25 protein-coding genes are annotated in these 26902 nt (G+C 61.5%); 7 read left to right on the top strand and 18 right to left on the bottom strand.

The genetic code is table 11. The annotated features are described in order from the left end of the window. Positions 1–212 precede the first annotated feature (212 nt). The 6 genes from zapE (at position 213) to CQ015_RS00960 (ending at position 4849) form a co-directional block, all read left to right on the top strand. The gene (zapE, locus tag CQ015_RS00935) at positions 213–1277 is read left to right on the top strand and encodes an AFG1/ZapE family ATPase (protein WP_105649134.1); all 1065 of its coding nucleotides are present in this window, start codon (positions 213–215) and stop codon (positions 1275–1277) included. Continuing rightward, positions 1274–1918: a peptide deformylase gene (locus CQ015_RS00940; RefSeq protein WP_105649135.1), complete on the top strand. Its 645-nt coding sequence runs from the start codon at positions 1274–1276 to the stop codon at positions 1916–1918. The genes zapE and CQ015_RS00940 overlap by 4 nt, the downstream gene beginning before the upstream one ends. After that, complete coding sequence (locus CQ015_RS00945; RefSeq protein WP_105649136.1) at positions 1918–2766, top strand: putative RNA methyltransferase; 849 nt, start codon at positions 1918–1920, stop codon at positions 2764–2766. The genes CQ015_RS00940 and CQ015_RS00945 overlap by 1 nt, the downstream gene beginning before the upstream one ends. Before the next feature lie 103 nt (positions 2767–2869). Beyond that, positions 2870–3340 (top strand): NfeD family protein, encoded by a 471-nt coding sequence (locus CQ015_RS00950; RefSeq protein ID WP_105552117.1) that lies wholly within the window; start codon positions 2870–2872, stop codon positions 3338–3340. 55 nt (positions 3341–3395) lie between these two features. Next, entirely contained in the window at positions 3396–4325 is a 930-nt protein-coding gene (locus CQ015_RS00955) for an SPFH domain-containing protein (protein WP_258133442.1), read from the top strand. 176 nt (positions 4326–4501) lie between these two features. After that, positions 4502–4849, top strand: a complete 348-nt coding sequence (locus CQ015_RS00960; RefSeq protein WP_096284452.1) for an RNA polymerase-binding protein RbpA — start codon at positions 4502–4504, stop codon at positions 4847–4849. Between the two features lie 82 nt (positions 4850–4931). On the opposite strand, the gene CQ015_RS00965 is transcribed toward CQ015_RS00960, so the two are convergent. The 16 genes from CQ015_RS00965 to CQ015_RS01040 all read right to left on the bottom strand — a co-directional run bounded on the left by CQ015_RS00965 (position 4932) and on the right by CQ015_RS01040 (position 23590). Beyond that, positions 4932–5660, bottom strand: coding sequence for a polyprenol monophosphomannose synthase (locus CQ015_RS00965; RefSeq protein ID WP_096284450.1), 729 nt, complete (start codon positions 5658–5660; stop codon positions 4932–4934). 381 nt (positions 5661–6041) lie between these two features. Beyond that, positions 6042–7631, bottom strand: coding sequence for an amidohydrolase (locus CQ015_RS00970; protein WP_105552116.1), 1590 nt, complete (start codon positions 7629–7631; stop codon positions 6042–6044). Between the two features lie 34 nt (positions 7632–7665). Continuing rightward, positions 7666–10449, bottom strand: a complete 2784-nt coding sequence (locus tag CQ015_RS00975; protein ID WP_105649137.1) for an RNA helicase — start codon at positions 10447–10449, stop codon at positions 7666–7668. A 58-nt stretch (positions 10450–10507) separates the two neighbouring features. Further along, positions 10508–11359 (bottom strand): twin-arginine translocase subunit TatC, encoded by an 852-nt coding sequence (gene tatC / locus CQ015_RS00980; RefSeq protein WP_258133441.1) that lies wholly within the window; start codon positions 11357–11359, stop codon positions 10508–10510. 9 nt (positions 11360–11368) lie between these two features. Then, positions 11369–11584 (bottom strand): Sec-independent protein translocase subunit TatA, encoded by a 216-nt coding sequence (tatA, locus tag CQ015_RS00985; RefSeq protein WP_096284442.1) that lies wholly within the window; start codon positions 11582–11584, stop codon positions 11369–11371. Between the two features lie 32 nt (positions 11585–11616). After that, complete coding sequence (locus tag CQ015_RS00990) at positions 11617–11976, bottom strand: hypothetical protein (protein ID WP_105552114.1); 360 nt, start codon at positions 11974–11976, stop codon at positions 11617–11619. 3 nt (positions 11977–11979) lie between these two features. Further along, a complete protein-coding gene (locus tag CQ015_RS00995) occupies positions 11980–13983 on the bottom strand; it encodes a YafY family protein (protein WP_105649138.1) in 2004 nt (667 codons plus the stop codon). A 104-nt stretch (positions 13984–14087) separates the two neighbouring features. After that, positions 14088–14483, bottom strand: coding sequence for an FKBP-type peptidyl-prolyl cis-trans isomerase (locus CQ015_RS01000; protein WP_096284437.1), 396 nt, complete (start codon positions 14481–14483; stop codon positions 14088–14090). A 16-nt stretch (positions 14484–14499) separates the two neighbouring features. After that, positions 14500–15357, bottom strand: a complete 858-nt coding sequence (locus CQ015_RS01005) for an FKBP-type peptidyl-prolyl cis-trans isomerase (RefSeq protein WP_146113322.1) — start codon at positions 15355–15357, stop codon at positions 14500–14502. A 194-nt stretch (positions 15358–15551) separates the two neighbouring features. Then, a complete protein-coding gene (gene pafA, locus CQ015_RS01010) occupies positions 15552–16925 on the bottom strand; it encodes a Pup--protein ligase (protein WP_105649139.1) in 1374 nt (457 codons plus the stop codon). Positions 16926–16987: 62 nt separating this feature from the next. Then, entirely contained in the window at positions 16988–17173 is a 186-nt protein-coding gene (locus tag CQ015_RS01015) for a ubiquitin-like protein Pup (protein WP_096284431.1), read from the bottom strand. 66 nt (positions 17174–17239) lie between these two features. Then, positions 17240–18856, bottom strand: coding sequence for a depupylase/deamidase Dop (gene dop, locus CQ015_RS01020; RefSeq protein WP_105649140.1), 1617 nt, complete (start codon positions 18854–18856; stop codon positions 17240–17242). Beyond that, positions 18853–20490, bottom strand: a complete 1638-nt coding sequence (gene arc / locus CQ015_RS01025; RefSeq protein ID WP_105649258.1) for a proteasome ATPase — start codon at positions 20488–20490, stop codon at positions 18853–18855. The genes dop and arc overlap by 4 nt, the downstream gene beginning before the upstream one ends. A gap of 184 nt (positions 20491–20674) precedes the next feature. Further along, positions 20675–21727, bottom strand: coding sequence for a tRNA (adenine-N1)-methyltransferase (locus CQ015_RS01030; RefSeq protein ID WP_255248365.1), 1053 nt, complete (start codon positions 21725–21727; stop codon positions 20675–20677). Between the two features lie 25 nt (positions 21728–21752). After that, entirely contained in the window at positions 21753–22880 is a 1128-nt protein-coding gene (locus CQ015_RS01035; RefSeq protein ID WP_105552109.1) for a site-2 protease family protein, read from the bottom strand. Beyond that, a complete protein-coding gene (locus tag CQ015_RS01040; protein WP_105552108.1) occupies positions 22877–23590 on the bottom strand; it encodes an HAD family phosphatase in 714 nt (237 codons plus the stop codon). The genes CQ015_RS01035 and CQ015_RS01040 overlap by 4 nt, the downstream gene beginning before the upstream one ends. Before the next feature lie 83 nt (positions 23591–23673). Here CQ015_RS01040 and CQ015_RS01045 point away from each other — a divergent pair, with 83 nt between their 5' ends. Beyond that, complete coding sequence (locus tag CQ015_RS01045) at positions 23674–24582, top strand: proteasome assembly chaperone family protein (RefSeq protein WP_096284418.1); 909 nt, start codon at positions 23674–23676, stop codon at positions 24580–24582. A gap of 75 nt (positions 24583–24657) precedes the next feature. On the opposite strand, the gene mshC is transcribed toward CQ015_RS01045, so the two are convergent. Both mshC and CQ015_RS01055 read right to left on the bottom strand, forming a co-directional pair. Beyond that, positions 24658–25920 carry a cysteine--1-D-myo-inosityl 2-amino-2-deoxy-alpha-D-glucopyranoside ligase gene (gene mshC / locus CQ015_RS01050; RefSeq protein WP_181148248.1) on the bottom strand — a complete coding sequence of 421 codons (1263 nt, stop codon included), beginning with the start codon at positions 25918–25920 and terminating at the stop codon, positions 24658–24660. Positions 25921–26009: 89 nt separating this feature from the next. After that, on the bottom strand, positions 26010–26834 hold the full coding sequence (locus tag CQ015_RS01055) for an undecaprenyl-diphosphate phosphatase (RefSeq protein ID WP_105569076.1): 825 nt from the start codon (positions 26832–26834) through the stop codon (positions 26010–26012). Positions 26835–26902: the final 68 nt, after the last annotated feature.

Genomic DNA, 26902 nt, shown 5'->3' on the forward strand with positions numbered 1-26902 from the left:
TATGATTGCCTCGATCATAGGCGCGTCGAATTCGTGAACCACTCCCCTAATAATAGTTGACACTTCAACTGTTGTAAATAGCCTGCTGACTAGGCATATTGCCCTTCTTGGCGTATTTCCGTCAAGTTCACCTTGCCCTTTTGCTCCTCGAGACCGCTAGTGTCGGCGTGAAGAAAATTGGCAGTCGCTAGAGCTAATGGGAAGATTTACTCATGCCTTCACTTCTGCCTGCTAGATTGCTGCGCATCCGTCGAGTCGCGCAACGTAGGCGCCGTGTAATTTCAGCCCTGCAACGCCAGGGCTTCAGTCTCGACCAGCGTCAGCAAGATCTCGTCCAACTGCTGAGTCAAAGGCTTACAAACCCGTCGACTCAAGCCACACGTGGCGTTTACTTCTATGGCCCACCGGGACGTGGCAAATCGATGCTGCTAGACGCTTTCTGCGCCGATCTGGATCAGACCGTCACCGCGCGCTACCACTTCCATGAGTTCTTCCGAGCGATCAACAAGCCAGGCCAGCGTGCCGAGAAGCAGAGCCTTGGCTCGGTTTTCGCGCAGGGGTTGCAACGTGAACTCGCCGGCATCAAAATATTGCTGTTCGATGAGTTTCATTGCGTTGAACCAGGTGATGCCATGTTCATGGCCAAACTCGTCAGCTACTGCCAAGAACATGAAATCTTCCTGATTACGACCTCGAACTACGAGCCAGAGAAGCTACTGGATGACGAGTACTTCCACCATCTCGCGGAGCCCACTATCGAGCTAATTCGTTCAACTTTCGATGTCTTCGAGCTAGATGCTGCCGTAGATTACCGCACGCTAGCGGCACCAGCTGGAAAGCGCCGCGAAGGCTACCGCGCTGGCACGCTCAACCCGGGTTACTCCCCTATCGACGAGTCAGATTTTGACGTGCACCTTGAGGTTGGCTACGACAAAATCGGCCCCGCTAGATACCGCGGAGCAACCATTGAAATTTCTTTTGACCAGCTCTGCCGCACCCGCAGGAATACCGCGGACTACCTTACCCTCGCCTCCCAATTCAGCTGCTGGCACATCACCTCGGTACCCTCAAGCCAGTCCATGCCGATGGACGAAGAACGGCGATTCGCTAACCTCATTGATGTGTTCTATGACAGGGACCTTGAGGTGCACCTTTACACTCAAGATCGATTAGAGCATCTGGGCCATAGGCTGCACGACACCGAACGCGCCCGGCTCGAGTCGCGTTTGGCGCAATTGCAATATTCAGAAGAAGCAACTGATCGGACCACCCCGTGAATGACCGCAATGACCTCTTTGCCAAAGACCTGACCGATCTGGTGGTTGGGATCTTGGCGGAGTCCAAGGATCAAGTAGTCCCGATAGTCCAGCTGGGGCACCCGGTACTGCGCCAACAAGCTCAGCACTACGCGGGTCAGCTGCCCGCAGAGCTTCTCAACGAACTGCTTGCGGTGATGCGAGCGACCATGTACGCCGCTCCCGGGGTTGGGCTCGCAGCGCCGCAGATCGGCATCCCCTTGCAGATTGCGGTGCTCGAAGACTTGTACCCGATCGACGAGGAATCTGCTGCGCTACGCGAACGCACTCCCTTGGAATATCTGGAAATCTTCAATCCCAGCTATCGTGCAGCCGGTAAGCGCGAGGCGGTCTTCTATGAGGGCTGCCTGTCTTTCGAAGGATTCCAAGCTGTAGTTCATCGCCCCGCAGAGATCATCTCTAGTTACAGTGACCGCGAGGGATCAATGGTCACCCGTGAATTCTCTGGTTGGCAAGCACGAATTGTGCAACATGAAACGGATCACCTAGCGGGCACCGTCTACATCGACAAGGCGCTCACGCGTTCACTGATCGGCGAAACCGAACTGTACCGCTACCCAGGACTTGATCTGGGCCAGGCCCGAGAAGAGCTGAAATTCTAATGTCGAATAGCACCACGGTTCTGTGCCCGGTCTGCGATCAGTCCCTGGTCCTATCCACCGAGCCGCGACGCAGCCTGAACTGCCCGGACGGACACCGTTTTGATGCGGCTAAGCAAGGGTATTTCAACTTCTTAACTGGCCGCGGGACAAACTTCATCGAAGATACTGGGCCAATGGTCAACGCCCGCGAGAACTTCCAGAACCAAGGGCACTACGCGCCCTTGGCGAAGGAGCTCAGTGCTTCCATTGCCGGACACCATCCAGAGAACAAGCTTGACGTGCTCGACGCCGGCGCCGGAACTGGCTACTACCTGGGCGAAATGATCGCTTCGGCATCCGCAGCCGAGGTTGACGCGCTGGCCTTGGACATTTCACGCTATGCCATGCGGAGGGCGGCGAAACTGCCACATACGCTGGCCATGGTGTGGGATGTCTGGCGTCGCCTACCGTCGGCAGATCAATCGCGGGACGTGGTCCTGAACTGCTTTGCCCCACATAATCCAGCAGAGTTTCAGCGCGTCCTACGCAAACGCGGTGTCTGCTTGGTGGTCACCGCGGCGCAGGACCATCTGCAAGAGATCCGTGAGTCATTGGGAATGCTTGGGATCGCAGAAAACAAAGAGGCATCATTAATCGAAAAGTTCGGTGCCGCGGGATTGCGGCACCAGCAGTCGACAAACTTGAGCTATGCGATGGACCTGCAGACCAGCGACCTGTTCAACTTGGCCTTCATGGGACCGGCAGGACATCACCTCTCCCCCGAGGTTTTACGCGCAAAGACCGATTCCCTCGGAGCGCAAAGAGTCAACGCATCCTTTGGAGTACATATATTCGTCCGCGAAGGCTAGAAAATACCCCAAAATGACTACCGCTTTTCTTGTCTCCTTACGGCAGAATGGAGCAAAGGCCACTCGCAATTGGCCCTTGCTCTTTTGAACGAAGGTGGATGCCATGACAACGGCAGAATGGATTATCAGCAATGCCTGGGTCATTTGGCTCGCGCTATTCCTGCTGTTGGCCATAATTGAAATGATCTCGCTGGATCTTTACTTCGTCATGCTTGGCGTAGGCGCGTTGGGCGGTGTCGCCGTAGCGCTTTTCGACGGACCTATCTGGTTGCAAGTAGTCGTTTTCTGTTTGATGTCGCTGTTGATGATCTTCTTGGTCAGGCCGGTTGCCATTAAGCACCTGAAGAAATCACCCGAAGGCTTCCGAACGAATATTGAGCGCCTGATCGGACAGGATGCGCTGATTCTGGAACCTACATCGCGTCTGTCCGGATCTGCAAAAATTGCCGGTGAAATCTGGACCGCCCGAGCCGAAGCGAATGCGGCGACCATGTCGCCAGGTTCCTACGCGGTAGTCAGCCGCATCCAGGGCGCCACCGCGTACCTCAACCCCGCACCGAAAGACGAAGCCTAGCTTCGCCACGGTTTAACCCCTCCATTACTACGCACTAGGAAAGAGAGTACACACCATGCAAAATGGATTTGGCACGACAATTGTACTTGTCGTCCTGGCGATCTTCGTGATCGTCGTTCTGTTGCGCAGTGTTCGTATCGTGCCGCAAGCACGCGCTGGCATTGTGGAACGTCTCGGCAAATACAATCGAACCCTCAACCCGGGGCTGACGCTACTGATCCCTTTCGTGGATCGACTGCTGCCAATGCTTGATCTGCGTGAGCAGGTTGTTTCCTTCCCACCGCAGCCGGTGATTACCGAAGACAACCTCGTGGTCTCGATCGATACCGTGATCTACTACCAGATCACCGAACCACGCGCCGCCACCTACGAAATCGCTAATTACATTCAGGCGGTAGAGCAGCTCACCACCACCACGCTTCGTAACGTCGTCGGTGGCTTGAACCTGGAAGAGGCTTTGACCAGCCGCGACCAGATCAACGGCCAGCTGCGTGGTGTCTTGGACGAAGCTACCGGCAAATGGGGCATTCGTGTCTCTCGCGTCGAGCTGAAGGCCATCGATCCACCCATCTCGATCCAGGATTCGATGGAGAAGCAGATGCGCGCGGATCGAGATCGCCGTGCGGCGATCCTGACCGCCGAAGGCGTCAAGCAGTCCTCGATCCTGACCGCCGAAGGCCAGCGCCAGTCTTCGATCCTGAAGGCCGAAGGTGATGCCCAGGCATCGATCTTGCGCGCAGATGGCGAATCCCAAGCCATTCAGAAGGTCTTCGATGCAATTCACGCCGGTAAGCCGGATTCCGAATTGCTCGCGTACCAGTACCTGCAGACCTTGCCGAAACTGGCCGAGGGTACGAGCAACACGCTCTGGGTTATCCCTAGCGAGCTGACCGAGGCCTTGAAGGGTATTGGCGGCGCGTTCAGCAACAGCCAGAACCCGGGCGAAGGACCGGTAGAGCCGCCAAAAAACAACTCGGGAATCTAATTTCAGAGCATGTAGGGTGAAATATCATCAGTTCGATGGCGGGGTGCGCATGACGTACCCCGCCATCGACGCGTATAATGGATGTTTTGGTGTCGCGAATATTCCCTGGGAATTATTTAGTGAGACCAATCGTTGGTACGTGTAGCGAATTCTTTAAAACACCGCGGAGGGAAATCATGAGCGATCGCAGCCTACGAGGCATGCGCCTGGGTGCACAGAGCATGGAATCTGAGGCAGGTGTGGAGCCGGCTGCCCGTCAGCGTGTGGAGTACCGTACCGAAGAGGGCGAAGGTATTTTCATCGTCTTCGCAGCCGAAGCCGAAATTCCTGCCACTTGGCTCACCAAGAGCGGCAAAGAGGCAAAGCTGGTCCACGGCGAGGCCAACGCCCCTGAAGCAGCGAACGAAAAGCCGGTACGTACCCACTGGGACATGCTGCTAGAGCGTCGCAGCACGGAAGAACTTGAGAAGATCTTGGGCGACCGCCTGACCCACCTGCGCGTTTCGCGAGGCGAATCAGCGTAGTTTTCGAAGCTTCTGCAGAAAAGGGAGGCGGTTTCCAACTCATCGAGTTGGAAACCGCCTCCCTTTTTCTATGCTCTTGGCGCTACTTCTTGGAAGTCAGTTTCTTCCAACGCGCGCCTAGTCCCCAACGGGTCACGTTCCACATTGCTTCGAACACGATGTTTCCGCTCATCTTCGAATCGCCAAGTTCACGTTCCACGAAAGTTACCGGAACCTCGACGATCTTCTTGCGCAGCATCGCCACACGGAAGGTCATGTCGACCTGGAATCCGTAGCCGCGGGACTCTACTGCGTCGAAATCGATCGCTTCGAGGGTGGTGCGCTTGAAGGCGCGGTATCCGGCGGTAATGTCGCGCAGCGGCAGGCCGAGCATGGTGCGAGCGTAGAAGCTGCCACCGCGGGAGATCAGCTTGCGGTGCAGCGGCCAGTTGACGACCTCGCCGCCCTTGACCCAGCGTGAGCCGATGACGAGGTCGGCGCCGGCGGCGCTGGCCTCCAGCAGGCGTGGAAGCTGCTCAGGCATGTGCGAGCCATCGGCGTCCATTTCCACCAGCACGTCGTAGTCGCGTTCCAGCGCCCAGCGGAAGCCAGCGATGTAGGCCGCGCCCAGGCCTTCCTTGCCGGTCCGGTGAAGTACGTGGACCGATGAGTCCTCGGCCGCGAACTTATCGGCAAGTTCACCGGTGCCGTCCGGGGAGTTATCGTCCACGATCAAAACATCCGAATCCGGAACGGCCTGTCGAAGACGCCCCACCGTCAGTGGGAGCGACTCCAATTCGTTATAAGTCGGAATGATCGTAATGACGCGCACGCGGCGGCACCTTTCTAGATATACAACAGAAGTTCCAACCTGCGGACAGGGCGGAGAGTAAAGCCAAATTCAAAGTATAGTCACCCGGAAACCCGCAGCACTATTAGACACAGCAATCCCCGGTGACTTCGGCCCAATCTCACATGCGCGAAGCGTGCGAAATGTTATCTAAGGTCACCGGGGATCGCTATCGTACTGCGTCGTTTCGAACGCAATGCAGTGCATTACGATGAGGCGCTGTCCCCCAGCCTAGTCGTTCCCCTACCCCGGCTGTCAACCATATGGTGACTACAATCTTCACTAAATCTATACTTGTCAAAGGCTAGATTTGTGATATTGAAGAACTTGCGGCAGTGGGGATTATGCTCAGGGCTAATTCCGCTAATCCAACCGGTCGAAGATCGTTACACCGGCACGCACGGTTCGCAAGCACAGCGGAATCTCTTCATCAACCACCGGAAGCATCGGCGTTCCCGCACGAGCATCGGTACTCCAGGAACTAATTCGCTCATCCGGGGTCTGAATCGCCAATTCGGACGCGCTCCACACAGCGAACGTGGCCGGAGCGCCGATGACCAGCTGCCCGGCAAACGGGTTCAGCTCGCCCATCGCACGATAGGTCGAGCGGGTTTGGCCCATGAATCCGGCGCGAGCCGAAATACTTGCCTCCGGGTTGCTCATGGACATGGCCGCGCGCACCACGGCCCAGCCATCGACCTCGGTGACCGGGGCGTCCGAGCCAAGCACCAGCGGAACGCCGCTGGAGAGCATGGCAGAAAGATTATTCATCGTTGCCGAGCGCTCGCCCAGGCGTTGCTCGTACATGCCCTCAGGGCCGCCCCAGAGCGCGTCGAAGCCCGGCTGCATGGAGACGGTGATCGAGTAGGAAAGCAAGCGTGCACGAGTTGGCTCATCTACCATTTCCACATGTTCCAAGCGGTGCCGCGCCGACTGCAGCTTGGCGATGCCGATCCGCTGCGCCGCAGCATCAAAGCCCTCGAGCAGCAAGTCCAGGGCCGCATCGCCGATCACGTGGAAAGCCGCCTGGATCCCCTGCTCCGAGCAGGCAATCAGGTGTCCGGAGATCTGCTCGACGCTCAGATAGGCCTGGCCGCGGTGGCCGGGCTGATCGCTGTAGTCTTCACGCAAGAAGGCAGAGCGGCTGCCGAGGGAGCCGTCCACGCTCAGGTCTCCACCGAGGCCAAGCACCCGGCCCTGCGGGAAGGAACGCATCAGTTCATCGGCCTGTTCGGCGCTGTCCACCAGCTCGCCCCAGTATGCGTAGACCTGCGGCAAAGCCGAGAGGTCCGCGGCCAGCAGCTGGTCCAGCGCCGCACGGCCCTCGAGCTGCGGGGCGGCCATCTCCACGACCGTGGCAAAGCCACGCGAGGCGTAGTGTTCCAAGGCCAGCTGCTGGAATTGTTCCACCGCTGGGCCTTGGGTCAGCAACGCCCGGCGTACCTCGTCGTGCTCGGCGCCGCGGACAAGGCCGGAGTCGACGGAGCCCAGACCTAGCCGGTCCAGCAGCTCCCGGTTCACCAGGGCGCTGTGCACGTCGCGCCTGGACAGGTAATATGGCCGGCCAGCGGCGGCCGAGGTCAGATCGGTTTCGTTCGGAAGCGAAGGGTCGGACCACGCAGTTTCATCCCAGCCCTGGCCGACCACCACATCTTCAGCGGTTTTGGCGCGCTGCGCCAGCAGGCCCAGCAGTGCCGTGGCCGAGCCGGCGCCGGTCAGGTCCGCTCCCCCGAGGCTGCGGCCGAGGGCCGCCAAATGGGCATGGGACTCCACAAACGCCGGGGTCACCAAGGCGCCTTGAAGATCTATCACCCGATCGGCCTTCGCAGCATAACGGTCGGCGGCCTCTTCACCGCCCAGCCAGGCGACGGTATCCCCGTCGATGACCAGAGCCGTTGCGAAAGGATCGGCCGCGGAATAGATGGATCCATTGCGGTACAAGGTTAGTGCCACGAGTTATTTTCCTTTGCTCTCAAACCGGCTGCGATTAATCAAGGACGTTCGAATAGGCGATGACCCCACGCTTGACCAGGTCAACTGCCTGACGCGCGGACCTGACCAGCTCCACCGGCAGGTCGGTGTTCTTGGCGAACTGGTCCAAGGTGTCGATGACCTGCTTGGCCCAGCGCACAAAGTCGCCCGGAGCCATATCTCCCCCGCGCAGTGCGCTGTTGAGCGAAGCGCCGCGCGACCACTTGTACATGGGCCAGATCAGTCCGGCCTCAGGCGGTGCGGTGGGGTTCAACCCCAGTGCCTCCTCGGCGTCCGACAGCGTGCCCCAGATATTGATCGTCTGGGTCCAGATATCGCCGACCCGGTCGGTGGGCATCTTCGGATCGGGCCTGTCGTAGTCACGGCGCCCCTGGTAGACCAGCGCCGCAACCACCGCGCAGAGCTCTTCGGGGTGCAGCCCGTTGAGCTTGCCGGTTTCCAGGACTTGGCTGGTCAACAGGTCGCGTTCGCCATAGATGCGACGCAGCCGACGGCCCGAGGCGGTAATTTCGTAGTCTTCGCCGTCATTGCTGGGAATCAGGTAGTCGAACCGCTCGAGGACCTTGCAGACCTTGTCGAACTCGGTGGCGATCGTATTGGTGCGCCCGCGGATCGCGCGACGTGCCTTGTCCGTGTCCTTCTTCAGCTTCCAGTACCTATCGGCCCAGCGCATATGCGCATCCCGGTCGGAGCAGGCATGGCAGGGGTGGTCCTTCATGGCCAGGCGCAGCTTGTCGCTCTCGCGCTCGAAGGAGTCCGCTCCGTCGAAATTGAAGCTCTGGGCGTCCTGACGCGGAGGGCGTTCATCGGCGATCGCATTGCGCAAGGCGGTGGCCAGATCCCGGCGTTCCTTCGGGCTCTTTCCGGTGAACCCCTTGGGGATCCGGATGCGGGAGATGATCTCTATCGGACCGTTGAGGTCATCGACGGAGAGCCGGCGCAGTTGACCTTCTTCGGTCAGTACCGTGTGGCGCGGGTTGTACAGCGACTCGTCCAGGGCGACGATGACCGCCCGCCCGAATCGTCGTCCGCCGGGCAGATCGACGACATCGCCGCGGATCACCGACTGCAGGGAATTTTCTGCGGCCGAGCGGCGGAGGTTCTTGCGGTTCTTGGCCGCCCGCTTCTCGGCTTCGGAAAGGTCGCGTTGGAGTTTCAGATATTCGCGGAAGTCCCCCAGATGGCATTCCATGGACTTCTCGTAGCCGGCCAACGACTCCTCACGCGAACGCACCTGCCGCGCCATGCCGACCACCGAACGGTCCGCCTGATACTGCGCGAAAGACGACTCCAGGATTTGGCGGGTCTGTTCGCGTCCGAACTGCGCCAGCAGGTTGGTGGACATGTTGTAGGTCGGACGGAAGGAGGAATTCAGCGGGTAGGTACGCCGGGAGGCCAACCCGGCCAAGGCTTCCGGTTCGATATCCGGATTCCACAGCACGATCGAGTGGCCCTCGACATCGATGCCGCGGCGACCTGCGCGCCCGGTGAGCTGGGTGTACTCCCCCGAGGAGATCTGCACATGGGACTCACCGTTGAATTTCACCAGCTTTTCCAGTACCACCGAACGGGCCGGCATATTAACGCCCAAGGCCAGCGTTTCGGTTGCGAAGACCACCTTGATCAGATTTCGGGCGAAAAGGTCCTCCACAATCTCTTTGAAGATCGGCAGAAGGCCTGCATGGTGCGAGGCGATCCCGCGCAGCAGTCCGTCGCGCCAGGACCAGAATTCGAGCACATCGAGGTCCTCACCGGGTATCCGGTAGGCGACCTCGTCCAGCACCTCGGCAATCTGCGCGGCTTCCTCGTTCGTAGTGAGCCGCAGATCTGCCGCAACGCACTGCTGCAGGGCCATATCGCAGCCCTTGCGGGAGAAGATGAAGAAGATCGCCGGCAACAGTTCGGCCTTATCCAGCCGGGAGATCACGTCGCGGCGGCTGACCCGGCGGCTTAGGCCCGGTCCTTGGGCACGGCCGCGTTGCGGTCCCCGTCCACCACGCTGCGGGCGTCCGGCCGGACGGTTGCTGCGAACCAGCTTGCGCAGCTCGGGGTTGACGCTGATCTTGGCATCCTCGTCGGCCGCCCGGTCGAAGGCGACGTCTTCGGCGAAGAGATCCACAAGCTCAGGGCCGACCATCACGTGCTGGAAGAGCGGGACCGGGCGATGCTCGGAGACGATGATGTCGGTCTGCCCGCGCACGGTATCCAGCCAACCGCCGAATTCCTCGGCGTTGGATACGGTGGCCGACAAGGAAATTGTCTGCACGTTCGAGGGCAGGTGAATGATGACTTCTTCCCACACCGCGCCGCGGAACTTATCGGCGAGGTAGTGGACCTCATCCATGATCACGTAGCCCAGCCCATCCAGCGTGCGGGAGTCGGCATAGAGCATATTGCGCAGCACTTCGGTGGTCATGACGACCACCTGGGCTTCGCTGTTGATCGAGGTGTCACCGGTGAGCAGCCCGACCTGCTCCGGCCCGTAGCGTTTGACCAGTTCGGAATACTTCTGGTTGCTCAACGCCTTGATCGGGGTGGTGTAGAAAGCCTTGCGGTGCTCGTGAATCGCCTGGTAGATAGCGAATTCACCGACTACCGTCTTGCCCGCACCGGTGGGCGCGGCGACCAGCACGCTATGGCCGTTGGCCACCGACTGGCAGGCTTGGGACTGGAATTCATCGAGGTTGAAGGACACGCTGGCACGGAAGTCGGGCAAATAGGTGCCGCTTTCGACCTGTCGTTCCTTGGAATTCGCGTATCGCTCCGCGGGTGAAGTCACTATCGGCCGTTCACTTTCTGGAACGGGATCGCCGTTCCGAAACACTTAGCTATTGCTGCTAGACCTCGGTACTTGGTTCATCGATCGATGAGGCGGTCCCGTCCGCCATATTTTCGTTGGCCGCATCTTGTGCCGCCTGCTTCTTAGCCCGCTTCTTGTCGTTCAGGAAGCAGAACAGCGTGGCCGCGGCGAAGGTCAGGAAGAGGGGTCCGGCTAGCGCAAACATGGTGATCGCGTCGCCGCCTGGTGCCGCCATGGCTGCCACGAGGGCGATGAGGAAGACGGTAATCCGCCAGTTCTTGAGAATGACCTTCGAATGCAGCACTCCGACCATGTTCAGACCCACCATCAAGACCGGCACCAGCATGGCAAGGCCGAAGGCGAGCAGCAGCCGGAAGATAAATGGCAGGTAGGTATCGATGGTGAACAGAGTTTCGGAATTCTCCGGCGCCAGCCCGATAAAGAACTGCAATGCGAAAGGAAGAACGAAATAGGCCATGGCCACGCCACCGAGGAACAACGGTGCGGCGGCCGCGGCGAAGGAATAGCCCAGGCGGCGTTCCTTCTTTTTCAGTCCGGGCACGATAAAGGCCCAGATCTGGTAGATCCAGACCGGGGAGGAAGCGACTACGCCAACGAAGATCGCGACCTTCAGCAGAATGTCGAAAGGAGACATCACCGCGGTAAAGTTCACCGATCCCCCGGCTGCCTTCACCGGTTCGATGAGCAGCGCCAGGAGGTCGTCGTAGAGGAAGAACCCCGCCACGGTACCGATCGCCAGGGCGATCAACGACTTGAAGAGCCGATTGCGCGCTTCGATCAGATGGTCTTTGAGGGACATCCGCCCCTCGGCGTCTTTGGCTCGCGCCTTCTTGCTGCCGCGCGGCGCCTTATCTTTGCTATTTACCACTGAAAAGGTCTACGAGTTGTTCTTTTCGTCGGGATTAGGTTCATTCACGGTCCCGTCAACGGTTTCCGGCTTGTCATCGTCTTTCATCTGGCGAACCTCAGACTTGAAAATACGCAGTGACTGTCCCATCGAGCGTGCCAAGCCTGGAAGCTTCGGCGCACCGAAGAGCAGCAATGCCAAAACGATAATGATGACCAAATGCCATCCCTGTAAACCACCAAACATGTTGGTTCCCTTCTCTCAAACTTAAGTCTACGTCAGAACAGATTCAGATCGCGCATGTTTTGCGCCTGTCCTCGATCACTGCGACGAGCCACGCGCTTGACACGTCGCGCCTCGATTCGTTCGGCTTTGCCCTTCAGCCTCTTCTTGGCGATCTTCTCTGGATCGCCATGAGTTGCATCGGTTCCGTGGGGGTACCGCCGTCCCACCGGCGCGTAGTCAACTACGCTGCCGGGCTTGGCGAATTCGCCGCTAATATGGTCAGCCGCGTCCGAAGCGCTGCCGAGCACGGCCATGCCGCGACGGAACAAACGGAAGCCGGCAAGCACCGCCAGGAGCAGCGTTGCAAGGACTAGGACGGTCCATAGGAGAACCCAAAACCACCAAGGAAGCATCTATCAATCCTCATACATTCTGATAGCGTCGTCCAACCACTTAGTCACGCGTTCGCGTGTAGCGTCAGGGGCGACTACAGCAATCTTACCGCCGTTGCGGGCTACCCAAGGGGCCGCAACGAGATGGTCCGATAGCTGCACTTTCGCAAGATGGCCCGAGTCAACCTTGGATTGAGACCATGCTACCGGGTTGAATGCCTCGATCACCGGCAGAACGTCTTGATGCACGAAAAATTCAACTTCTAGATCATCGCTGTTTGCCGAATAGCTGAAATCCAGCTTCTCGACATCCCGATGGCGCTCGGTGAGTTCAAAGCGCTCCCCGGTGAGCGTGACTTCGAGCACCCGGTCAACCCGGAAGGTGAGGATTGCCTCGCGGGTACGGCACCACGCACGCAGGTACTGGACCGGACCGTCTTCGATGATCCGCAAGGGTTCAATGACGCGCAACTGGTGGGTTTGCGAATTCGCCGAATAGTAGTCGATTTCCACGACGTCGGCGTTGCGCAGCGCCTGGATCAGCTGGCCCGGAGTGTCATGCTCGCGGACCTGGTTCAAGGCAAAGCCCAAGGCGCCATTCCAGCCCTCGAAGCGTGCCACCGCGGCATTGATCTTCTCCAACGCGGTCTGCAGCACTTCGCGGTGCTCGAATTCCGGGATGCTGCCTAAGGCGTTCAAGCCGCCCAGCACCGCCACGGCCTCCAGCGGGGCAAGCTTTTGCGGTTCGGCAAGGAGGGCCGCGTTGGAGATGGTGACTACATCCGAATCCAGATCGCCATCGTTTACGTTGATCAGTTCATCGTGCTGGCCATTTGGCACCCCGCACATCATGATCATCGCCAGCTCGTCGCGAACCTTCGCCTGCGTCAACGAGTAGCGTTCGCACAACTCGCCGATCGTCGCCGAGCCTTGGGAGACCACGAACTGGATCATGTCGATATTCCGCATCACCTGCTGGGCGGTTGAGCTTCGTCCCATGGCACGGTGCGGCGTGAACTTTGCGCTCTTCACCGCCGGCCGCGTGGGAATATCCGCCTGCGCCGCACGAGCTCGGCGGAGAATTTCCGCCACCTGGGAAACCAGTTGCGCTGGTTCCAGGACCCTGATGGACGCCCCGAAGCTGGCTAGCTCGGCCGCAAAGGAATGCCGGTCGGCGTATCCGATATTGAGCGTCGCGGAGCTGCGCGTCCCGTTGATCGCACGGGCCCGCAGCGGAGTGGCCCGCTCGTCGAGCAGTTCGATGACCGCAAGATGCCCGGGGTTGCGCAGGTCAAAATCCTGGAGCACCCGAGTCATCGAAAAATCTTCTGGGCGTGCCCGGTAATCCCCGCTGGAGGCGCCGTCGCGGCGTACCTGGGTGGCAAAGTTTCCCTGCACGCGGTTGAGCCTGAAAACGCGCTGCGCGGCGCGCGAGTGGTCCCAGCCGGTGAAGTACCAGTTGCCGAATCGTTGGCCGATCCCCCACATATCCACGACGCGCTTGGTCGTGTTTCCCTGGGCGTCCTGGTAATCGAACTTCAGCGTTTTCCTGTTGAAAACCGCCAGCGCACAGCTCTTGAAATTTGGGTCGTCCATGGACAGCCGCGGCAGCATCGCCGCGGCATAAGGTGCGATGCTCAGCTCGGTGCTCTGCTTGCCGGTGATGCGCGCGGCGGCGCTGAGCGCGAGGGCTTGGAGTTTCGAATCCTTCCAGAGGCTCGCCGCGAGCGCGATCATCCCGGTTTCGGCGACGGTGAAGTCCACTGCGGGCAAGAACCAGTCGCTGGTATCGATTCGGTAGTACGCCGTCCCGTCGACGCTTTCGGAGATCAGCCGCAGCCCGAACTCGTTGCGGATCTCGTCCTTCAACCGTTCGATGGCCTTTTCACGGGCCTCCGGGTTGCCAGCAGGGTTCAGATAGTCTCCGATGCGTTCGGCATTGAACTTCCGTTCGGTAGTCGCCAACGCGTAGATGAGACTTGTCAGGCGTTCCGCCTTGCTGGGTCCGTCACTCTGCTTTGTGCTCACGTGCCTACCCTAACGAACTTCCACGCTGATCCAAGACTTTGAAGACGAGGAAAGCCCCAAGAATTGCGAAAATGTCCGCAACTCTTGGGGCTTTCTTCAATGAACTATTTGGTGCCCATCAGGTCAACCACGAAGATCAAGGCTTCGTTCGGCGCGATGGCGCCCGGTGCGCCGCGTTCGCCGTAGGCCAACTCGGACGGGATCTCCAGACGGCGGCGACCGCCGACCTTCATGCCCAACAGGCCCTGGTCCCAACCCTGGATGACCATGCCGACGCCCACTGGGAAGTCGAGGGTCGAACCACGGTTCCAGGACGCGTCGAACTCTTCGCCCGTGGACCAAGAAACGCCTACATAGTGCGCCTGGACGGTGGTGCCCGGGGTGACCTCGGCGCCGTCGCCCTCGATCAGGTCGGTGATGACCAGCTCGGTGGGCGCGTCGGTACCTGGAAAGTCGATTTCAGGCTTGGTGCGGTCGTAATTACGTTCTCCAAAGGACATGTTTACGGCCTTTCTGTTACTTGCTTTCGGTTACCTTGTCTAATTCTACGTAGAACACCAGCGGTCCGGTTGGACGTCCGGAGGAAACGTCGTCACCGTAGGCCATATTCGACGGGATGGTCAGCAAGACCTTGCTGCCTTCCTTCAGGCCCTTCAGGCCTTCGAGCCAGCCCTCGATCACGCCGCCGGACATCTTCATGTCAAAGCCCTTGTCGTCGCCGAAGTTTCCGTCGAACTTCTTGCCGTCTTCCCAACGCACGCCATGGTAGTGGACGTTGGCGCTGGCGGTTTCGGTGGCTTCCGGACCGGTGCCCTCTTCGAGGACATCCACTACGAGGCCCTCGGGTGCCTCGGTGTCCTTAGGGATGGTGATGATCGGGTCGCCCTTGCCGGTCTTTACGGTTGGCAGTTTCCCGTCGTCCTTCAGCTTCTTGACCTCGTCCTGGGTCAGCGGCTTGCTGGCACCGACGGAGTCGGCGATCTTGATGACGATCAGGCGTTCGGCGCGAGCGCCCTCGGCAGGCTCGGCGATGCTGCCGTCGGGCTGCTGCACTCCGTCGATGGCCGCGTAGGCGATCCAGTCCCCGACCTGCGAGGTCAGCAGGGTCTCATAGAGTTCAGGCATCTGCTCTTTAAGCGTGGCGTCCACCGGCATCTGCGTGGTGGCGCCAGTGAAGTTTTCGTTGGTCAGCTGCCCATCGATGGTCTTGTAGAGGCCCGACTGGATGTCGATGGTGTCGCCATCTTTGATATCGGGACCATCACCCTCGACGACGGTGACTGCCTCTTCCTTCTCGGTAAGCAGCGGAGCCTTGAAATTGACCTCGGGCGCGGTCTGCTCGTCTGCGGCTGGCTTCACCTCGACCTTGCTCACGGAGCTGGAGCCCGAACCACAGGAGACGAGGGCCAAGACGGACGCGGTTGCACATACTGCCAAAACTTTTCGCACGAATCTTCTTTCCGATAAGAATTATTTGTTCTGCTGACGCATCTTGCCGAAGCAAGGGCGCGCGACGATCTGCATCTAGCTTAGGGGTATTTACTGTGAAAATACTTGTTTTCAGCTGGTCATACGGGGCGGCGCATCACTTCAATGAGCTCATCAACCGCCGAATTAGAGGTGGCAAAGGGATCCTTGCACAACACGACCCCGCCCTCGCCTTCCTCATACTTCATATGGACCCAGTCGGTTGAGTAGCGCCGGCCGGTGGCGCGCGCGGCGCGAATGAATTTGCTGCGCAGAGCCGCACGGGTGGTGGCCGGCGGGTTCTCCACCGCGTCGTGGATCATCGCCGGATCAAGCACCGAACTGGCCAGTCCGCGGCGGCGCAACAGATGGAAGAGCCCGCGGTTCGGGTCGATGTCGTGATAGGTCAGGTTCAGCTGCGCGATCCGAGGCGAATCCAGTGCCAAGTCGTTCTTCTTCGCATATCCGGTGATCAGCTTGTGCTTGATCGCCCAGTCGATATCCTGGTCGATCGGCGAGAAGTCCTGGCTTTCGATGGCGACGAGCACCCGCTCCCACAATTCGAGAACCCGTTCGACCTGGTCGTGGTGTGCCCCATGGCGGGCCACAAACGCCTTGACCAGTTCCAGGATCTTCCACTGCAATTGCAAGGCCGTCGGCTCGTCGCCGGACATCAAACGCACCACCGTTTGGCCGGTGAATTCATGGGAGATGCTGCGGATCGAGCGGATCGGATTTTCCAGGCGCAGATCATGGTAGATCTCCCCCGACTCGATCAGCCGCAAGACCAGGTCGGTGGCCCCGATCTTCAGCAGCTGCGTGGTTTCGCTCATCGAGGAATCCCCCACGATGACATGCAAGCGGCGATGGTATTCGGCATCGGCATGCGGTTCGTCGCGGGTGTTGATAATCGGCCTCGAACGGGTGGTCGCCGAGGAGACGCCCTCCCACATATGGTCCGCACGCTGGGAGAACACAAATTTGGTTTGGTCCTGAACCTGCACCAGATGCCCGGCACCGCAGAGCAGCTGGCGGGTGACCAAGAATGGAATGAGCATGTCGGCGAGCCGCTTGAACTCGATTTTGCGTGGAATCAAGTAGTTCTCGTGGCAGCCGTAGGAGTTGCCGGCCGAGTCCACGTTGTTCTTGAACAGGAACAAACGGCCCTCGTGGCCTTCTTCGAGCAGCTGCTCCTCGGCCTGCTCGACCAAATCGAGCATCACCGCCTCCCCCGCCCGGTCATGGGCGATCAGCTGCAGGAGCTGATCGCATTCGGCGGTGGCGTATTCCGGATGGGAACCGACGTCGAGATAGAGCCGCGAACCGTTGTTCAGGAACACGTTGGAGCTACGCCCCCAGGCGACGACCGGCCGGAAAAGGTGCCGTGCCGCGTCTTCCGGGGTGAGCCGCCGCCCGTCGGACGGCACGTAATTCAGCCCAAACTCGGTCTCCAGACCGAAGATTCTGCGATCCACCAGAAGTTACTTCCCCTCAATGATGTTGCCCATAGGCAACGGTTACCTGCTGCACCCGCGGGTTACTGGCCACCCTTTTGGACGAATCCACGCACGAACTCTTCGGCATTCGACTCGAGCACCGAGTCGATTTCATCGAGCAGGTCATCGACGCCTGCGCTGGTGCCGGTCGTGTTCGCCTGCACCTGCTCGGCTTCGAGCGCTTGCGCTTGGGTTTCGCGGCGAGCCGAGAAATTTTCCTGGGTCATGGTCTTCTCCTAAAGTCTGTCGAAACGCCACGTTTTTGCGCGCCTCTGGTTTTCATTCTGCGCCGTTTAGCGCCGTCGTGCCAACTGCTCGATGAACTCGGCGATTTCCAGTTCGGCGTCGAAGAGCTCCCCCACCTGCGCCCGGCTGCCGGCCAGCGGCTCGGGCATGTGGAATCGGCTGACCTTGCGGGCGCCGGGCACCGAGAAGGACAGCACGTCCCAGTTCGCGGCCACCACATATGGCGCATAGCGCTGCAGCGTCATGCCGCGCAGGTAGGCGCGGGTATCCTCGGGCGGATGATCCACCGCGGCGTTGATTTCTGCTTGGCTGAAGATGGTTTCGATCAGGCCCCGCGAAGCCATCCGGTAGTACAGGCCCTTGTCCAGGCGAAGATCCGCCCATTGCAGATCCATCAGGGCCACCCGGGCATCATCGAAGCCCACCGAGTGCCGTTCGGTGAAGGACTTCATCAGCTTGTACTTCGCCACCCAATCGACCTGCGCGGCCGCTTCCAGCGGATCCCTTTCGAGCGTGTCCAGGATGTCGCGCCAGCGGCGAAGGATCTCGTTGGTATCCGGATCTTGCAGATCCCGCTGCGCGCAGAAGCTTTCGGCGGCCTCCAGGTAGCTGCGCTGGATCTGAATTGCGGTGAGACTGCGGCCGCCGCGCAGCGCCACCGTGGTGCGCAGCGAGGGGTCGTGGCTGATCTGCTGCAGCGCGGCCACCGGGTCCGCCAGCTCGAGCTTCGGGGACATTCCCGCTTCGATGAGGCTGAGCACCAGATTGGTGGTGCCCACGCGCAGCAGCGTGGAAATCTGTCCAAGGTTCGCGTCCCCGATGATCACGTGCAGCCGGCGGTACTTGTCCCAGTTGGCGTGCGGTTCGTCGCGGGTATTGATGATCGGGCGGTTGATGGTGGTTTCCAGGCCCACCTCGGCCTCGAAGAAGTCGGCGCGCTGGGAGATCTGGAATTCGGCGCCGCGCCCGAGCATGCCGCGGCCCACGCGTCCGGCGCCGCAGAAGATCTGCCGCGTCGCGAAGAAGGCGGTCAGCCCACTGACCAGCGCGGAGAATTCCACCTCGCGTGGCACCAGATAGTTTTCGTGCGAACCATAGGAGACGGATTTGTTGTCCGTGTTGTTCTTGTAGAGCAGCAATTCGCCGCTGCCCAGCGTTGCGGCGCTAGCCGCAGCCCGGCGCATCACCTCGTCCCCGGCATGGTCCCAGAGCACCGCGGCGCGCGGCGAGGTGACCTCGGGGCTGGAATATTCGGGGTGCGCGTGATCCACGTAGAGCCGCGCGCCGTTGCCGAGCACCATGTTCATCACCACGTCGGTGGCGTCCTTCTCCTGGTACAGCGTGGCGCCGACGCGGGCGTCGTTGCCGTCCAGCGCAATCGATTCGGCCGTCCAGACCGCGGAGTCCCCAAGCGCGGGCTCGGAGTCGGTCAGCTGGCTCGGATGCGCAAGGGCACGATCCACCGAATGCCCGCGCGCATCGGCCAGCGGCGATTCATCGGAGTAGTCCCAGCGCGCGGCCCGGGCATCGGAGCCGGAGTCGCGCACCAGCTGGGCGTAGGCGTCGACGATCTGCGCCGAGAGCACCGTCGAGTTGGCTTGCGGCATCGCGGGTCGAATGATCCCGTATTCGGTTTCCAGACCGACCAGGCGCCGGGCGCTCATGAGGCGTCCTTCGCCTTGACCAGCGAACGGATGTGGCTGATCCGTTCGCCCTTGCGCCCGGAGATCCGCGCCCAGTCATCCGGGTTGGTGGTATTTGGCATATCCTCGTGCTCGGCGAATTCCTCGCGCACCGCGCGCAGCAGGTATTCCATCTTCAGCCCGCGTTCGCCGCTGGTGATCAGCGCCTTGATCGCGTGCTTCTTGGCCCGGTCCACCACATTGTGGATGACCGCGCCGGAGGAGAAGTCCTTGAAGTAGAGCACCTCCACCTGGCCGTTGACGTAGGTGACCTCCAAGAATTCGTTGAACTGCTCGGTGGAGTACATGGCCGCTACGGTGCCGGCGATCATCCGGTCCACGGTCTCTTGGGCGTCCCCGGAGTCGGCGGCCACCTCGGATTCGTGCAGCGGCAGCTCGGTGGTCAGGTATTTGCCGAAGATTTCGCTGGCCCCTCGCGCGTCGGGGCGGCGGATCTTGATCTTCACATCCAACCGTCCCGGGCGGAGGATCGCCGGGTCGATCATGTCCTCGCGGTTGGACGCGCCGATGACGATCACGTTATCCAGGCGTTCCACCCCGTCGATTTCGGCCAGCAGCTGCGGCACGATGGTGGTTTCCACATCCGAGGACAGCCCGGACCCGCGGGTGCGGAAGAGGGATTCCATCTCGTCGAAGAACACCACCACCGGGTCCCCGTGCAGCGCCTTCTCCCGGGCTCGGGCGAAAATCAGCCGGATATGCCGTTCGGTTTCGCCCACATACTTATCGAGCAGTTCCGGACCCTTGATATTCAGGAAGTAGCTTCTCGCCTGGCCGGTGCCCTTGCGGGCCGCGGCGCGCTGGGCCAGGGAATTGGCCACGGCCTTGGCGATCAGCGTCTTGCCGCAGCCCGGAGGGCCGTAGAGCAGGATGCCTTTCGGTGCGCTCAGCCCGTGTTCGCGGTAGAGCTCGGGGTGGGCAAAAGGCAGCTCCACCGAGTCTTGGATCGCTTCGATCTGCGAATTCAGGCCGCCGATATCGGAATAGTCGATATCCGGCACCTCTTCGAGCACCAGCGACTGCATATCGGTCAGCTGCACCCGGTTGACCGCCAGACCGGTGCGGGCATCGATGGTGAGCTGGTCCCCGACGCGCAGGTGTTCCCCGCGCAGCGGCTCGGCGAATTCGATGACTCGCTGGTCATCGCCGCGCGCCATCACCACCGCCTGGTGGTCTTCGAGGATTTCCTTGATCGTGACCAGGTCGCCGGACTGCTCGTAGCCCAGGCCCGCAACGACCACCAGCGCCTCGTTGAGCAGCACCTGCTGGCCAACGTGCAGCTTGGCGAAATCCAGCAGCGGGCTGATGGCCACACGCATCTTGCGTCCGGAGTGGATCACATCCACCGCCTGCGCGGCGGTGGTTTCGATGCCCAGGCCTGCTTCGGGATGCTTGCGTGGGTGCTTGGCCACGATGGTGCCGTGGCTGAACGGGGTATCGCCGTCTTTTTCCAGCGCGGATTTGAGGTTGATGATCTGTTCGCGAGTCTGCTCCAACAGGGCCACGAGGCGCTGGTTGTTTCCGCTGATCCCGGCAAGCTGCTTGTCCAGGTTGCGGTTCTTCTCGCGCAGCACGTTGACCTGGCGTTCGGTCATCTGAAGCCGTTCGGCGACGCGTTGCGCCTCGTTATTTTCGCTCACGTTGTATTCTCCCAAACCTCGCCGTTCGCCACGCGTGGCCAGCTACTGGTGCTGGCTGTGCGGGTCGTTCTGAGTCCATCCTATGAACGTAAAGCCCCGGGATTGAATTTCCCGGGGCTTTAGTTCACATATTGAAACGCTAGTTCTCGGTATCTGAGACGTTTTCGCCTTCGCGGATCCGGTTCGGACGGTTGGCGTCCTTGGCGGCACGACGCAGCTTCTTCGGCGAAATACCGCGTTCGCCAAGCGCGGTTTCGGTCCACTGCTCCTTGTCATGCTCCCGTGTCCAGGCGTTCAGGTCCTCGGCCGAGTAGCCGTGCTCCTTGATGCGCTTGGCCTTCGGGATGCCGTCCTGGGCGTCGGCCAGGCGGCGGGCGGTGATCAAGAATGCGGTGTGCGCCACCATGCGGTGATCCGGGCGGACCGCCAGGCCATCGACGTGCCAGCCGCGCACCATGGTTTCGAAGCATTCGGGCTCGGTGAACTGCCCCGAGGCGCGAATCGCCTCCACCACGCGGGACATCTGGGTCACGGTGGCCACATAGTTGGTCCACACCCCGCCCGGAGCCAGCACTGTCGCTACCGCGTCCAGGCATTCCCAGGGCGAAAGCATGTCCAGCACCACGCGGTCCACGCTGCCCGGTTCCTCCAGCTCGAGCACCTTCTCCTGGAAGTCGCCAATGGACAAATGCCAGGCCGGGTGCTCACCGCCGAAGACCGTGGAGATATTGCCGCGGGCGATATCCGCAAATTCTTCGCGGCGCTCATAGGAATGCAGGTAGCCCTGGTCGCCGACCGCGCGCAAGAGGGAGATCGACAGTGCTCCGGAACCCACGCCGGCCTCCACCACGCGCGCTCCGGGGAAGATGTCGCCAAACTGGATGATCTGCGCGGCATCCTTGGGGTAGACCACGGCCGCGCCGCGCGGCATGGACAGCACGAAGTCCTTCGCCAGCGGACGCAGCACCTGGTAGCGCACGCCTTCGACGTTTTCGATCACGCTGCCTTCCAGCGCCCCGATGATCGCGTCATGTCCCAGCACTCCCTGGTGGGTGTGGAATTCTCCGCCGTCCTCCAGGGTGATGGTGTTGATCCGGCGCTTCTGGTCGGTCAGCTGGACGCGGTCTCCGACGCGGAAGGGTCCGCGCCGGGCATTCGCGCCATGCGGCGCTGCGGTGTTCTGAGCACTCACTGAGTTTTCCTTTGTTGTAGAGCTTTTAGGCTTTGCGGCCGGTGACGGCCGCGATGATCTTGCGTTGGTGCAGCAGACCCACCACGGTGCCGCGCGCATCGATGACCGCGTACTCTGCGGTGCTCACGCTGGCCAGGTAGTCGATGAGCTGGCGGCCGTCGGAGTCCTGGGCTACGACGGCGCCGCGGCCCAGGGCGCGGGATACCGCCAGCGCGGACACCTGCGCGGCCGAGGCCGGGTCCACTCGGCTCAGCGCCTGCTCGTCGACCACGCCGCAGGGCATGCCCTGCGGGTCGACCAGGATGATCTGACCGCCGCGGTTCCGCCTGCGGGTGAGCACGTCGGCCACCGTGGCCACCGACATCATCGCGCTGGCCGGGGACATCAGGTCCCCGGCGATCACCTTGGGCAGGTTCAGCATCATCTTGGCGTGGTTGATCAGCGCCGTGGTCGCCTGCCACATGAAGACCGCCACCATCACCCCGACCACCATGGTCAGCAGCTGCGGTTGCTCGCCCTTGAGGAACGGCACCACGATGAACCAGGCCAGGACGCCGATGACGATGAAACGGCCCACCCAGGAGGCGGCGATCGTTCCCTTGAACTGGGAGCCGGTCAGCTTCCAGACCGCGGACTCCACCAGCCGGCCGCCGTCCAAGGGCAAGCCGGGCAGGGCGTTGAACGCGCCGAGCAGCAGGTTCGCGTAGACGAAGAAGTTCAGCAGCAAGCCCGGATACAACCCGAGGTTCGGCAGCTGCAGCGCCAACCAGGCGAGCCCGGCGAGCACAAAATTCGACAGCGGCCCGGCCATGGCCACCGCGAGTGAGGCCCCGGGCTTGGCCTTGAAGGAGCCGAATTGGGTGTGCCCGCCCATCAGGGTCAGCACAATATGCGCGTCGGGCCATTTGAAGGCGCGGGCGGTCAACGCGTGGGACACCTCGTGCACGAGCACGGCCAGCGCGATCACCACGGCGCAGGCAAAACCCAGCAGGTAGGCCACCAGCGGCGGGATCAGCGCATTATTCGACAGTTGCAGGCCGATGGCCACGGTGATCACCGCGGTGATGATGAACCAGGAATTCGACAGGTACACCGGCACCCCGCCGATGCGGCCAAGTTTCAGCCCCGGGGCTTTTTCAGTAGCTTCGCTCACGCGTTAACCTGCACCAGCCAATCGGTCATCGTCTTGAGATTTATGTCCACCAGCGTATCGATACGCCGCCAGTTCCCCACGCCGGGGTCCGTAGCGTTGGGGATCAGCACCGCGTGCAGTCCCGCCGCGGCGGCCGAGGTGATTCCGGGCTTGGAATCCTCGAAGCCGATGCAGCGTGCGGGGTCGAACCTGCGGCCGAGCCGCTCGCCGAGCAACGCCAATCCGCGCCGGTAGGGTTCGGGGTCCGGCTTGCCGTGGGTGACCTCTTCGCCGGTGACGCTGGCGGTGAAGATCCCTTCGGGCAGCGCCGCCATCAGCTCGTGAACGATGCTGCGCTCGCTCATGGTCACCAGCGCCTGCGGAATTCCCTCCCGATGCAGTGCGCTGAGCAGTTCAAGGGCGCCGGGCCGCCAGGGCACGTCACTGGTCAGGCCGGCGACAACCTGGCCCGAGAGGTGATCGATGATCTCCCGGACGCCCAGGTCCACCCCGGCCTCCTGGAGGATTTTCGCCCCGTTGGGCAGTGCCTGGCCGACCAGGTTGAACGCCTGCTCCTCGCTCCAGCTTCCGCCATGGGATTTGACCAGTTCCATCTCCGCGGCGATCCAATAGGGTTCGGTGTCGATGAGGGTACCGTCCATATCCCAGAGCACCGCGTGGGGGCCAGGGGATGGAACTTTTGCATCGAACGCTGATTTGGTGCTTGGCATGACTCCATTCTAGATGGAAGAGTGGGGCTAAACCGCTTCGTCGCGTCTGCCGGGGCGGTGCGCAGGCTGGAGAGGGGCAAGTCATGAGCGAGGAATACCACGCACCAACGCTGAACGGCTTCGTTGCGCAAACCGAACATGAGATGCGTCCCACCGTCCTGATTTCGGCCTTCGAGGGCTGGAACGACGCCGGTTCGGCCGCCAGCGACGCGGTGCGCCGCATCCTGAACAGCGGCGCCCCGAAGCATCTGGCCACCGTGGGCGAGGACGACTACTACGACTACCAGTTCACCCGGCCGCAGTCGCGGGTGACCGCGGAAGGCCGGATCATCGAGTGGCCGACCACCGAGCTCTACCGGTTGGACAATCCGCTCGCCCCGGCGGATCTGCTGCTCGTGGTCGGGGTGGAGCCGACCTTCCGGTGGCAGGGATTCTGCGCGCAGATCGTGAAGCACGCCAAGGCGGAAAACGTCCATGTGGTGCTCTCCCTGGGCGCCTTATTGGCCGATGTGCCGCACACCCGGCCGGTGCCCACGGTGCTGAACAGCGACCATCCGAAGTTGCAGGAGTACTTCAAGCTTTCGGCCTCCCGCTATGAGGGGCCCACCGGGATTCCTGCGGTGCTCGGGGCCGAATTCGAGAAACACGGCATTCCCACCATGTCGCTCTGGGCGCAGCTCTCGCACTATGTGGCCCAAGCGCCCAGCCCGCGGGTGGAACTGGCGATCGTGGAGATGATCGAGGAGCTGGTTCCGATGCAGGTTTCCTCGCAGAAGCTCCGCGAGGATGCCGGCGCCTGGACGCGCGGGGTGGACGAGCTCTCGGCCGCGGATCCGGAGGTCGCCAAATACGTGCAGCAGCTCGAGCAGGCCTCGGATGCCAGCGAACTTCCCGAGGCCAGCGGCGAATCCATCGCCCGCGAATTCGAACGCTACCTGCGCCGCCGGGGACGCGCCCGCGGCGAAGAGCACGGCCCGGACTTCGAGATCTGATTCTTCGGGCATAAAAAACTCCCCACAAGCCGGTGCCGAAGGTCTCGGACCGGTTTGTGGGGAGCCAGGTTGCCGCTAGAGTTTCAGCCCCAGCAGGGAATCGATTCCGCGGGCGAGCAGCTCGCTGCCTTCCCCGCTGCCTTCGGCCGCGGTGGCGGCCCACTGGTCGATGGCTTCCAAGGCCGCAGGGGCGTTGAGGTCATCGGCCATGCGCGAGCGGATCCGGGTCAGCAGCGCGGTGGCTTCGGCCAGCCCGGCCCCGGCGATCCGCTCCCGCCAGGTAGCCACGCGTTCCTGGGCTTGGGCGAGCAGCTGCTCGGTCCAGGACCAGTTCGTCCGGTAGTGCTGCGAGAGCAGCACCGCGCGGATGGCGACCGGTTCCACGCCGGCGGCGCGCAGCTTGGAGACGAGCACCAGGTTGCCCAGGGACTTGCTCATCTTCTCGCCGTCCAGGCCCACCATCCCGGTGTGCACATAGGCCTGGGCCAATGCGGTCTGGTCATCGGCTGCGGCGTGCGCCGCGGAGAATTCGTGGTGCGGGAAGATCAGATCCGATCCGCCGCCTTGCACGGTGAACGGGGCCGGAAGGGTCCTGCGCGCGATCACCGAACACTCGATATGCCAGCCCGGGCGCCCGGTGCCCAGCTCGCCGCCCGCCCAGGAGGGTTCGCCTTCGCGGGCCATGCGCCAGAGCAGCGGATCCAAGGGGTCGCGCTTGCCCGTGCGGTCCGGGTCCCCGCCGCGTTCGGCGAAGAAGCCGAGCATCGTCTCGCGGTCGTAGTTGGAGACCTGGCCAAGCTTCCAGGCACCGTTCTCCGAGCCCAGGGTATCGAAGTAGATATCCCCTTCCACCCCGTCGGCGTCTGCCGGCACCCGGTAGGCCAGGTCCGCGGCGAGCAGCCGCTCGACCACCGGAACCAGCCAGTGCACGGATTCGACCGCGCCGATGTAGTGCTGCGGCGGAATCACGTTCAGCGCTTCCATATCCTCGCGGAAGAGCTGAATCTGGTCTTCGGCGAGGTCCTGCCAGTCGACCCCGGTGGCGGTGGCGCGCTCGAGCAGCGGGTCATCCACGTCGGTGATGTTCTGTGTATAGGTGACCTCGCGGCCGTTATCCAGCCAGGTGCGGTGCAGCAAATCGAAGGTGACGTAGGTGGCGGCGTGTCCCATATGGGTGGCGTCGTACGGGGTGATCCCGCAGACATACATGCTTGCCGGGGCGTTGGCCTTATCGGCCGGAGCGGTGGCCTGCTTGGTTCCGCTGGAGGTGTCGAAGACCTCCAGAATAGGTGCGGAGCCAACTACATGCGGCACTTGCGGAGACTTCCACGCGAGCACTGAGTACATCCTTTCGCAGATGTATAGACGATCTTCCTTTAAGGGCAAGTCAACGAGCGCAAGGTTTATTCCCGCGCCGGCAAAGAGTTTTAGGCGCTGATCATTCCGAGGCTAAGGAATACGAACAATCCCAGGCCCAGCAGGATCCGGTACCAGACGAAGAGCCGGTAGGAGTGGGTGGAGACGTACTTCAGGAACCAGCCCACGATCAAGAAGCCGACGACGAAGGCGATCGCGGTGGCCAGCCCGGTCTGCGCCAGCGAGTAGACCCCGGGCTCGGAGAAGGATTTGGCCAGCTTGTACAGCCCGGAGGCGTATACCGCGGGGATGGCCAGCAGGAAGGAATAGCGGGCGGCGGCTTCACGGGTATAGCCCATGAGCAACCCGGCGGTGATCGTGCCGCCGGAGCGCGACACGCCGGGGATCAGCGCCATCGCCTGGGCTAGTCCGTAGAACACGCCGTGCTTGACGGTGAGCTTATCCAGCGTGCGTTCCTGCTTGCCGTAGTGGTCGGCGATGGCCAGGAACAGGCCGAAGAGCACCAGCATGGTCGCCACGATCCACAGCGAACGGAAGTTCGAGTCGATATAGTCTTCGAGCAGGAGCCCCAGGATGGCGATCGGCAGGGAACCGACGATAATCAGCCAACCCATTTTGGCGTCCGGGTCAGAGTGCGGGATCTTGCCGGTGATCGCCCGGAACCAGGCGCCGATAATCCGCACGATGTCACGCCAGAAGAAGACGACCACCGCGGTTTCGGTCCCCAATTGGGTGATCGCGGTAAAGGCCGCACCGGGATCTTGCGCGTTGGGCAAGAGCTCGCCCACGATGCGCAAGTGGGCCGATGAGGAGATGGGCAAGAACTCTGTCAGGCCCTGGATTAATCCGAGGAAAGCTGCTTCAAACCAATTCACCCCTTGACACTACGTCATTTCGAGGGGCTTATCGGTGATTACACGGCTTTCGCAAGGAAATTCAAACC

The organism is Arthrobacter sp. MYb221, from assembly GCF_002979835.1.
In the GTDB taxonomy this organism is placed as follows: domain Bacteria; phylum Actinomycetota; class Actinomycetes; order Actinomycetales; family Micrococcaceae; genus Glutamicibacter.

Coding starts and splice junctions, on each gene's coding strand:
- zapE (WP_105649134.1), top strand. CDS start 213: ATGCCTTCACTTCTGCCTGCTAGATTGCTGCGCATCCGTCGAGTCGCG.
- CQ015_RS00945 (WP_105649136.1), top strand. CDS start 1,918: ATGTCGAATAGCACCACGGTTCTGTGCCCGGTCTGCGATCAGTCCCTG.
- CQ015_RS00950 (WP_105552117.1), top strand. CDS start 2,870: ATGACAACGGCAGAATGGATTATCAGCAATGCCTGGGTCATTTGGCTC.
- CQ015_RS00955 (WP_258133442.1), top strand. CDS start 3,396: ATGCAAAATGGATTTGGCACGACAATTGTACTTGTCGTCCTGGCGATC.
- CQ015_RS00960 (WP_096284452.1), top strand. CDS start 4,502: ATGAGCGATCGCAGCCTACGAGGCATGCGCCTGGGTGCACAGAGCATG.
- tatA (WP_096284442.1), bottom strand. CDS start 11,584: ATGTTTGGTGGTTTACAGGGATGGCATTTGGTCATCATTATCGTTTTG.
- CQ015_RS00990 (WP_105552114.1), bottom strand. CDS start 11,976: ATGCTTCCTTGGTGGTTTTGGGTTCTCCTATGGACCGTCCTAGTCCTT.
- CQ015_RS01000 (WP_096284437.1), bottom strand. CDS start 14,483: ATGTCCTTTGGAGAACGTAATTACGACCGCACCAAGCCTGAAATCGAC.
- CQ015_RS01015 (WP_096284431.1), bottom strand. CDS start 17,173: ATGACCCAGGAAAATTTCTCGGCTCGCCGCGAAACCCAAGCGCAAGCG.
- dop (WP_105649140.1), bottom strand. CDS start 18,856: ATGAGCGCCCGGCGCCTGGTCGGTCTGGAAACCGAATACGGGATCATT.
- arc (WP_105649258.1), bottom strand. CDS start 20,490: ATGACCGAACGCCAGGTCAACGTGCTGCGCGAGAAGAACCGCAACCTG.
- CQ015_RS01040 (WP_105552108.1), bottom strand. CDS start 23,590: ATGCCAAGCACCAAATCAGCGTTCGATGCAAAAGTTCCATCCCCTGGC.
- CQ015_RS01045 (WP_096284418.1), top strand. CDS start 23,674: ATGAGCGAGGAATACCACGCACCAACGCTGAACGGCTTCGTTGCGCAA.